The organism is Mesorhizobium sp. M1312, assembly GCF_040318115.1.
GTDB lineage: Bacteria > Pseudomonadota > Alphaproteobacteria > Rhizobiales > Rhizobiaceae > Mesorhizobium.
This window is the reverse complement of sequence record NZ_JAMYLQ010000033.1, coordinates 60,834-70,000: the sequence shown is the minus strand read 5'-3', so window position 1 is coordinate 70,000 and position 9,167 is coordinate 60,834. Positions and strand designations below refer to the sequence as shown.

Genomic DNA, 9,167 nt, shown 5'->3' with positions numbered 1-9,167 from the left:
AAGCATGCCGCTGGCGGAAGAGGAGGGATTCGAACCCTCGTTGCGGGTGTCCCGCATAGCGGCTTAGCAAGCCGCAGCCTTCAGCCGCTCGGCCACTCTTTTGGAGGCGCCAGCCGGACTCGAACCGGCATGTACGGAGTTGCAGTCCGCTGGATAGCCGTTCACCCACGCCGCCTGATGCTCGCTTCTAAGGGACGCCACGTCACAATGATTGGTGGATGGATAGAATTCGAACCTACGAACTCTAAGAGGGCAGTTTTACAGACTGCTGCCATTAACCGCTCGGCCACCCCTCCAAGGTCTGTCCGCTGGCGGAGGGGGAGGGATTTGAACCCCCGAGGCCCTTGCAGGCCTACCCGCTTTCGAGGCGGGCGCATTCAACCGGGCTCTGCCACCCCTCCATATTCGATGCAGCCGCATTTGGTGCGGACGGCGAGATTCGAACTCGCAACGGGAATGCCCGCCGGGTTTAAGCCGGCTGCGTCTACCGATTCCGCCACGTCCGCGAGTGCTTTTCCAGCTTCGCGCAGCGTTCGCAAAGATCGCGAACCAGGATGGTCGGAGTGGCAGGATTCGAACCTGCGGCCCGCTCGTCCCAAACTAGGCTGCGCTACACTCCGGCTCTCCGAGCCCATAGGCGGGCCGTACTCGTCTGCCGGTTCTCGCCACGAGACGCTTGAGACCAGACCCCTGTAAGCCGGGTTCTGTCGAGGGCTGCCATTCCTCTTGGACGCCTGTCGCCAGGCGCCTCCTTGCCCGCCACCAAGGCCCTCCCCGACACGGGTCACAGGGCACTTCTTGCGGTTGCTTCCCCCACCCTGTCGCCCGTTTCACCCGTCCCGACTGGGACGGCTCGTCTCTGTTGCCGTGGCTCGCCTTACGGCGGAGAGGCATTACCTGCTGGGGTGTGTCGGCGAAGCCCGGACTTTCCTCGCTCTGCGACATCCGTCGCTTATGCGCGGCAGCCTGGAGATCTGGTCTTTTCTGGTGGACCGGCTGGATCGCCATGATCCCAACGCTCACCATGAAAATTTGAGCCGCACAGGGCTAGGAGTTAACTATCCCCATGCGGCGGAACCGTCTCCGATCCTGTCGACTTATATGGGAACAAAACGGGAAAGTTCAAGGATGACGTCCGGTCTGCCAAGGGGGCATTCATGCAACGAGACCGGAGCCCGGAGGTTCCGGCGGATCTGCATGGCGGCGCGGCCAAACCGGCTGGAACCAATCGGCCCGGCTGTTAGTTCCATCAGCGAAGAACGGACCGCCGAGCGAGCGTCGCAGCGCGACAGGCCTGAGGGCCCTCGACAAATCTTCCAGGCCATATCGGTCGACGACCGCAGGCTTGCCGTTCTGGGCACCAACAGGGAGATTCACCATGAAAGTCGCTGAGATAATGACCCCCAACGTCCATCTCGCCAGTCCTAACGAGTCACTGCAGAAAATCGCGAAACGAATGGCGGTTGACGATGTCGGATTCCTGCCCGTCGGAGAAAACGACCGACTCGTCGGAACAATCACCGACCGTGACATCGTCGTGCGTGCGGTCGCCGAAGGCAAGGACGGCAACGCGACGGTCCGCGACGTGATGACCAAGGATGTCAAATACTGCTTCGAGGACGAAGATATCGAGCACGTCGTCCAGACCATGGGTGATATCCAGGTCAGGCGGTTGCCTGTCCTCAACCGCGACAAGCGCCTGGTCGGCGTGGTCTCGCTCGCGGATGCGGCGCTGAAGGAAGATCCGGCAACCGTGGGAATCGCGATGTCCGGCGTTGTCGTACCGGGCGGCGCACACGCGACGTAAGCGCGCTGCCCGGCGAGATCGGACTGAGTTCAGCGGCCCGCACGCCGTCGCCAGCGATCCGGAGGCTTTTCACGGGCTCCTGCTGGAGGGAGTTGGCCTGTTCATGACCAAGCATGTGCGCGTCAAGTCGGACGTTGCCGCTGGAAGACTGGTTCGTGCCTGCCCGAGTGGGCAGGGCCCGAACCGACCCTCTATGCGATCCGGCCAGGAGGGCGCGTTCAGCCGCCCAAGGCCAAGCATTCTTGGACTTTCTCATTCCGCGGCTCGACTTGAAGAGGATTGACAGCAAAGCGAGCCACATCTGAAGCCGATCCTGCGCACCAAGCGCCTCTTCCGCCGCATCGCCGGGCGTTAAACTGACGTACTGCCGCCTTTGGCGATAGCCGGCAGATGCAGTTCGACCGAGCTAGCCCTTATCAACGTTACACCGATTTAATGTGCAAGCGAGCGGGAGAATTGCCATAAAGCTTTGATATCGACGAGTCATCCTGCGTGTCGGAGTGTGCCGTCGCGTCTACTTCACCTTGGGAACCGTAGGCGGTATATTTGCCAACCGGAGCGCCGATGGCCACCTGGAAACAGATCGTCTTTGCACTTGTGATCCTCGTCGCGGCTGCGGCCGCCTGGGTTCGCTTTTTTCCAGGCGCGCCGGATGTGCTGGCGCGCTGGGGCATCGACTGGGCTTATGCCGCAACGCCACCAACGGGCGCCGTCGATAACGCCGGGCAAGCAGGCAGCCGCAACGCCGCCGGCCAGCGGGTGACTATCGTCGCATTGCCGGCGGCCGCCGCCATCATCAACGATCGCCTGCAGGCGATCGGCACCGGCCGCGCCAACGCCTCGGTGACGGTCAATCCCTACAGTTCCGGCCGCCTCCTCGAATTCCTGGTCGAATCCGGCGCCCATGTCGAAAAGGGACAGGTCATCGCCACCCTCGATTCCGACACCGAGGTGATCGCACAGGACCGCGCCAAGGTTGCCTTGCAGGACGCGCAGGCCAAGCTCGACCGGGTCAAATCACTGCGGGCTTCCAACGCTGCGACAGCGGTCGCCGTTGCCGATGCCGAAGTGGTGCTTGCCAATGCCAAGCTGGCGCTTCGCGATGCGGAACTGGCCCTGCAGCGCCGCTCGATCGTCGCACCGATCGCCGGCGTCGTCGGCATCCTGCCGATATCAGCCGGCAACTATGTGACCAGCCAGTCGGCGGTCGCCACCCTCGACGACCGCTCCAGCATACTGGTCGAATTCTGGGTGCCGGAACGCTTCGCCGCCGCCGTCAAGGTCGGCGCACAATTGTCGGCGACGCCGATCGCCAACCCCAACAAAGCCTATACCGGTACGGTCTCCGCCATCGACAACCACATCGATGAAGCCAGCCGTACCCTCCTGGTCAAGGCAAAGATCGCCAATCCGGCCGATTCGCTGCGTGCCGGCATGTCCTTCCAGATCTCCATGAAATTCCCCGGCGACAGCTATCCCGCGGTCAGTCCGCTGGCGATCCAGTGGGGTTCGGACGGCGCCTATGTCTGGGCCATCATGGACGGCAAGGCCAAGCGGGTGGCCGTGCGCATTATCCAACGCAACACCGAGACCGTGCTGATCGACGCCCCGATCGTCAGCGGCGACATGGTGGTGACCGAAGGCACCCAGAGCGTCAGCGAAGGCGGCGCGGTCCGCATCGCCGGCGAAGAGCAGCGCGCCGCGGACGCCGACGGCTAATGACCGCAACCAACAACGCCGCCAGCGATACAGGCTTCACCGCACTGTTCATCCGCAGGCCGGTGATGGCCTTGGTCTTGAACACGCTGATCGCGGTCGCCGGCCTTGCCGCCTTCTACGGCGTCGAGGTCCGCGAACTGCCTGATGTCGATCGCGCCGTCGTCACCGTTAACACGACCTTTGAAGGCGCTGCGGCCGAGACCGTCGACCGCGAATTGACCGACGTGATTGAGGGCGCGGTCGCCCGCGTCTCTGGTGTGAAGTCGATCTCGTCCACCTCGTCCTTCGGCACGAGCCGCGTCACCATCGAATTCAACGACGGCGTCGACCTCGACGTGGCCGCCTCCGATGTGCGCGATGGCGTTGGCCGCGTCGTCGACCAAATGCCGGACACGGCGGATGCGCCGCGCATCGTCAAGGCCGACGCCAATTCCGAGCCGGTGATGCGGCTGGCTGTCACCTCCGACACCATGTCGGTGCAGGACATGACGGTGCTGGTGCAGGACCAGATCGAGGACGAGCTTGCCGCCGTGCCCGGCGTTGCCGACGTCCAGGTCTATGGCGACCGCGACAAGATCTTCCGCATCGATGTCGACCAGAATAAGCTTGCCAGCCTGGGCTTCACCGTCGCCGACCTGAAGACAGCGCTGGCTTCGGTCGCTTTCGATTCGCCGGCCGGTTCGATCACCACGACCAACCAGGACCTGATCGTGCGTCCGACGGCGGACGTGACCACGCCGGAGGAATTCGAAAACATCATCATCGGCGGCACGACCCGCATCCGCGACGTCGCCACCGTCGCGCTCGGCCCCGACATCGGCCAGACCACATTGCGTTCGAACGGCAAGACCGGCATCGGTCTCGGCATCATCCGCCAGGCGGAATCGAACACGCTGGATATTTCGACCGGCGTCAGGGCCGCGGTTGCCACGCTGCAGGCGGATCTGCCTCAGGGCATGTCGATCAAGGTCACCAGCGACGATGCGGTCTTCGTCAACGGCGCAGTGCATGAAGTCGAGGTCGCACTCGGCCTGTCCGTCTCCATCGTGCTGATCGTCATCTACGTGTTTCTCCTCGACTGGCGCGCGACGCTCATTCCGGGGCTTGCTATGCCGGTCGCCATGATCGGGACGATCGCCGCCATCTATCTCGCCGGCTTTTCGGTCAACATATTGACGCTGCTCGCCCTGGTGCTGGCGACGGGCCTGGTCGTCGACGACGCCATCGTCGTTCTGGAAAACATCGTGCGACGACGCAACGAAGGCATGGGGCCACGCGCCGCGGCCGTGCTTGGCGCCCAGGAAGTGTTCTTCGCCGTCATCGCCACGACGCTGACGCTGGTCGCCGTCTTCGTGCCGATCTCCTTCCTGCCCGGCCAGACCGGCGGTCTGTTTCGCGAATTCGGCTTTGTTCTCGCCATATCGGTGCTTCTGTCCGCCGTCGTGGCGCTGACCCTTTGTCCGATGCTTGCCTCGCGCATGCTGTCGCCCGCGCCGCTTCACCACGAAAGCGGCAGCGGCATCGGCGCCCGCATCGGCGGCGCGCTGAACACGCTCTACCGGCGCTGCCTGCGCATCTGCCTCGACGCGCCGTGGATCGTCCTCCTGGTCGCGCTGCTGTTTGCAGCCACCGCCTTCACGCTGTTCGGCACGATCCGCCAGGAACTGACGCCGACCGAGGACCGTGCCGTCGTGCTCATGCGCGTCGACGCGCCGCAAGGCGTCAGCCTAGACTACACGACGCAGCAGATGCAGAAGATCGAAAAACTGACCCAGCCGCTGCGCGATTCCGGCGAAATCCGCAACACGTTCGAGAGCGCCGGCCGGAACGGCGCCTACAATGCCGGCTTCATGGTGATGACGCTGGCGCCATGGGACGAGCGCGACCGCAGCCAGCAGCAGATCATGGCCGACATCAGCCGGCTCACCCGGCAGGTGCCGAGCGTGCGCGTCTTTCCGATACAGCCCAACAGCCTCGGTATTCGCGGCGCCGGCAACGGCCTGCAGTTCGCGCTGGTCGGCAACAACCGCGCGGCGCTCGGCGACGCTGCGGTGAAGATCATCGCCCAAATGCAGATGGACCCCGGCTTCCAGTCGCCCCGGCTCTCCGTCGACCCGACGCAGCCCCAGCTTTCCGTCGCCATCGACCGCGAGCGCGCTTCCGACCTCGGCATCGACATCACCGGGCTTGCCGATACCTTCCAGGCCATGCTCGACGGCAATGATGTCGTCGACGTCTATATCGCCGACCGCAGCTATGGGGTGAAGCTCGTCTCGACGACCAGTCCGATCAACGATCCGACCGATTTGGAGAACATCTTCCTGAAGACGGCCGACGGCCGCTTCGTGCCGATGTCGACCATCGCCACTTTGACCGAGCGCGCCGTGCCGCCCTCGCTGACCCGCGAGCAGCAGCAGCCGTCGGTGGCGATCACCTCGAACCTCAGCGGCGATTTCGCGCTCGGCCAGGCACTCACCCGCGCCGAGGCAATCGCCACGCCGCTTCTGCCGCCGGGCAGCCGCATCGTGCCGTTGGCCGAGGCGGCGACGCTGGGCGAGACCAACAGCGCCATGATCACCATCTTCGGCTTCTCGCTGGTCATCATCCTTTTGGTGCTCGCCGCTCAGTTCGAGAGCTTCGTCAGCGCGGCCATCATCATGGCGACGGTGCCGCTCGGGCTTGCCTGCGCGATCTTTGCGCTTTTGCTCAGCGGCACCAGCCTCAACGCCTACAGCCAGATCGGCCTGGTGCTCCTGGTCGGCGTCATGGCCAAAAACGGCATCCTGATCGTCGAGTTCGCCAACCAGTTGCGCGACCGCGGGCTCGGCGTGCGCGAGGCTATCGAGCAAGCCTCCACCATCCGGCTGCGGCCGGTGATGATGACGATGATCTGCACCGTGCTCGGCGGCGTACCGCTGGTGCTGGCGAGCGGCGCCGGCGCTGAGGCGCGCATCGCGCTCGGCTGGGTGATCGTCGGCGGTCTGGGTCTGGCCACCGTCTCGACGCTGTTCCTGACGCCGGTCGCCTATCTCCTGCTCGGCCGCTTCGTCACGCCGAAGGTGGAAGAGGCATCACGGCTGAAGCGCGAGCTCGAGGAAGCCGCCTACACCAATGTCGACCCGGCGGAGTAGCTCTCCTCGCCAGAGGATGCCGACAGGCAAGTGAGGGGCAGGAGCAAACCCTGCGAATGATGGATGCTGCCTCATCCGGCCCTCGATGCCTTCGCCGACGCTCTGAACGGGCTGGCGTTGGGATCGACCTTCACGCTTGAGAATGTCTGATCGACGACCTGGAGCATTTTGCAGCCAAACGTCTTCGTTTGGCGTCCGACAAAATGCGTCAAACAAATATCTGGAGCGCGGTTTTGGTTTACCAAAACGCAAGCGCTTCAGGGCGCAAGGTCCATGACGGCTGTCCTGGTCTGCATGTTAACGGGCAGGGAGACGTGCTCGTGCGTGATGAACCACCTGTCACCGGAGCGCTGGAAGCTGTTGCTCACGCGTACCCAGTAGTCAACGTCCTGGCCCGTCTTCAGTGTGCCACTTGCCCGGATGAGCATCCATGCAGCCGCGACATTATCGCCGGCTATCACTTTCAGGTCGTCAAGTTCCTGGCCAATAGGACCCGTCCAGCGGCCGAACCAATCAGAAAACCGCTCCCGAAGGGCGGATGAGCCTGCGTACTGGAGCGGTGGTACGAGGTCGAAATAGACGATGTCTGGAGAATAAAGGGACATGACCCGCTCGATGTCCTTGTCGCCCATTGCGGCTGATCGACTGTCCAACAAGGCCCTGATCTGTGATTCAGCAGATGTCATTGTTACCTCCGTTCTGCGCATTTCTCCCGCTCGTCAGATGTGAAGGCCGAGATGACAAACGTCATTTCGATAATACGCGACAGCCTGTCGAATCTCGTGTCCCGCATGGGAACCCCCAACAAGCTGGCGTCGAGCTAATATGGAACGCCGATCCTCGATGACCAGCAACTGCTCAACGCATCCCCGGGGAGCTTGGTTGCCGAGGAAGATCGGTCGACATTCCAGCCTTTGATAGCGTGCGGCGTGGCGTGACTGGCAGGCCGAAGGCGTCGAGATCGAACCGATCTTCGGTCACCTCCCCCCGTGAACAACGGGAGAAGGGGCCAGGGCCGCATCGGCTCCGGCACTTTACCCCCGGCAAGGATGATCGTAATTCGGATAGCCTTGTCAGCGTTAAGTCGTCCCCTCGAATCACGAGGCAAGGACGCGCAGAGGAGTTGCGATGAGCTATCTGGACGAGCTGTTTTCAGTCGCCGGCAAGACGGCGCTGGTCACCGGGGCTGCAACCGGTATCGGCCGCATGGCGGCAACCGCTTTGGTCAGGGCCGGCGCTACCGTGATGATCGCCTCGCGCAAGGGCGAGGATTGCGTCAAGGTCGCCGGCGAATTGAACGGCCTCGGCGGCTCCGGCCGAGCCGAAGGTTTTGCCGGCGATGTCTCCAGCGAGGCTGGCATCGCGGCGCTGGTCGATGAGGTCAAGGGGCGGACCGAGCGGCTGAACATCCTGGTCAACAATGCCGGCGTTTCCTGGGGCGCGCCGCTGGAAAGCTTCCCCTACCATGCCTGGGCCAAGGTGTTCGGCGTCAACGTCACCGCCGTCTTCCATCTGACGCGCGAGCTTCTGCCGCTGCTCGACACCGCCGCCAATGATGCCGATCCGGCCCGGGTGATCAATCTGGGTTCGGTGATGGGCACGCAGCCGCTGGCGGACGACGCCTATTCATACTCTGCCTCGAAAGCCGCGGTTCACCACCTGACACGCACCTTGGCGATCGAGTTCGCCGCCCGTCGCATCACCGTCAACGCCTTCGCTCCCGGCCCCTTCCAGAGCCGGATGACCGCTTTCGCCACCGCAACCGAGGAACAGGCCAAGCATGTCGGCGATCATGTTCCGCTTCGTCGCATCGGTGCGCCGGATGACATTGCCGGCGCAACGCTCTATTTGTGCAGCCGTGCCGGCAGCTATGTCACCGGCGCCATCCTGCCGATCGATGGCGGGCAGTCGGTGCAGCATGGGCTGACACTGTTCAAGGAATGAAGCCGCTCTGGATCCGGACGGTTGAAATGGAGGGCATCCGCGTGGAACCGATCAGTCTCGATGTGCTTCTGGCCAGCGTCGGCAAGGAAGTCGGCGTGTCGCCGTGGCGGGTCGTCTCGCAGCGCATGATCGATCAGTTCGCCGATGCCACCGACGACCACCAGTTCATCCATTGCGATCCGGAGCGCGCCAAGCGCGAGACGCCGTTCGGCGGCACCATCGCGCATGGCTTCCTGTCGCTTTCGCTTTTGTCGGCGATGACTTTCGAGACCATGCCGCCGCTCGAAAACAGCAAGATGGGCGTCAACCATGGCTTCGATTCGCTGCGCTTCCTGGCGCCGGTGAAGACCGGCGCACGCATTCGCACCCGTTTCGTGCTGGCCGACGTCAAGGTCAGGCCGTCGGGCTGGGTGCAGACGGCGCACGACGTGACCATCGAGATCGAGGGTTCGAAAAAACCGGCGCTGACCGCGCGCTGGCTGACGCTGACTTTGATCGAGCGCCAGCCAGAGGCGGCTTGAACGGCTCAACGAGCTTCGGCAGAGATGATCTTCATGTGCCGGCCG

6 protein-coding genes, 5 tRNA genes and 1 other RNA gene are annotated in these 9,167 nt (G+C 63.6%); 5 read left to right on the top strand and 7 right to left on the bottom strand.

The genetic code is table 11. The features are described from left to right. Positions 1-101: 101 nt before the first annotated feature. From NKH36_RS28915 to rnpB, 6 genes are all read right to left on the bottom strand, one after another. Positions 102-175: transfer RNA gene (locus NKH36_RS28915), tRNA-Cys, on the bottom strand. Positions 176-212: 37 nt separating this feature from the next. Then, positions 213-296, bottom strand: a tRNA-Tyr gene (locus NKH36_RS28910). Positions 297-309: 13 nt separating this feature from the next. Continuing rightward, a tRNA-Ser gene (locus NKH36_RS28905) sits at positions 310-401 on the bottom strand. A 20-nt stretch (positions 402-421) separates the two neighbouring features. Next, positions 422-506, bottom strand: a tRNA-Leu gene (locus tag NKH36_RS28900). Positions 507-555: 49 nt separating this feature from the next. Continuing rightward, a tRNA-OTHER gene (locus tag NKH36_RS28895) sits at positions 556-620 on the bottom strand. A gap of 58 nt (positions 621-678) precedes the next feature. Then, positions 679-978: RNase P RNA component class A (rnpB, locus tag NKH36_RS28890), an RNA gene on the bottom strand. 400 nt (positions 979-1,378) lie between these two features. Here rnpB and NKH36_RS28885 point away from each other — a divergent pair. From NKH36_RS28885 to NKH36_RS28875, 3 genes are all read left to right on the top strand, one after another. Continuing rightward, complete coding sequence (locus tag NKH36_RS28885; RefSeq protein WP_352964503.1) at positions 1,379-1,807, top strand: CBS domain-containing protein; 429 nt, start codon at positions 1,379-1,381, stop codon at positions 1,805-1,807. Positions 1,808-2,371: 564 nt separating this feature from the next. Then, positions 2,372-3,526, top strand: a complete 1,155-nt coding sequence (locus NKH36_RS28880) for an efflux RND transporter periplasmic adaptor subunit (RefSeq protein ID WP_352964500.1) — start codon at positions 2,372-2,374, stop codon at positions 3,524-3,526. Next, on the top strand, positions 3,526-6,657 hold the full coding sequence (locus tag NKH36_RS28875) for an efflux RND transporter permease subunit (protein ID WP_352964498.1): 3,132 nt from the start codon (positions 3,526-3,528) through the stop codon (positions 6,655-6,657). The genes NKH36_RS28880 and NKH36_RS28875 overlap by 1 nt, the downstream gene beginning before the upstream one ends. A gap of 257 nt (positions 6,658-6,914) precedes the next feature. Here NKH36_RS28875 and NKH36_RS28870 read toward each other — a convergent pair whose 3' ends face one another. After that, a complete protein-coding gene (locus tag NKH36_RS28870) occupies positions 6,915-7,343 on the bottom strand; it encodes a YybH family protein (protein WP_352964495.1) in 429 nt (142 codons plus the stop codon). Between the two features lie 442 nt (positions 7,344-7,785). On the opposite strand from NKH36_RS28870, the gene NKH36_RS28865 reads away from it, so the two are divergent. Together NKH36_RS28865 and NKH36_RS28860 are read left to right on the top strand one after the other, a co-directional pair. Continuing rightward, a complete protein-coding gene (locus NKH36_RS28865) occupies positions 7,786-8,601 on the top strand; it encodes an SDR family oxidoreductase (protein ID WP_352964492.1) in 816 nt (271 codons plus the stop codon). Between the two features lie 26 nt (positions 8,602-8,627). Next, positions 8,628-9,122, top strand: coding sequence for a MaoC family dehydratase (locus NKH36_RS28860; RefSeq protein ID WP_352964489.1), 495 nt, complete (start codon positions 8,628-8,630; stop codon positions 9,120-9,122). Positions 9,123-9,167 lie beyond the last annotated feature (45 nt).

Excerpts from the sequence above, each read along its gene's own strand:
- NKH36_RS28865 (WP_352964492.1), top strand. The coding sequence starts at position 7,786 with ATGAGCTATCTGGACGAGCTGTTTTCAGTCGCCGGCAAGACGGCGCTG.
- NKH36_RS28860 (WP_352964489.1), top strand. The coding sequence starts at position 8,628 with ATGGAGGGCATCCGCGTGGAACCGATCAGTCTCGATGTGCTTCTGGCC.
- NKH36_RS28870 (WP_352964495.1), bottom strand. The coding sequence starts at position 7,343 with ATGACATCTGCTGAATCACAGATCAGGGCCTTGTTGGACAGTCGATCA.
- NKH36_RS28875 (WP_352964498.1), top strand. The coding sequence starts at position 3,526 with ATGACCGCAACCAACAACGCCGCCAGCGATACAGGCTTCACCGCACTG.
- NKH36_RS28885 (WP_352964503.1), top strand. The coding sequence starts at position 1,379 with ATGAAAGTCGCTGAGATAATGACCCCCAACGTCCATCTCGCCAGTCCT.
- NKH36_RS28880 (WP_352964500.1), top strand. The coding sequence starts at position 2,372 with ATGGCCACCTGGAAACAGATCGTCTTTGCACTTGTGATCCTCGTCGCG.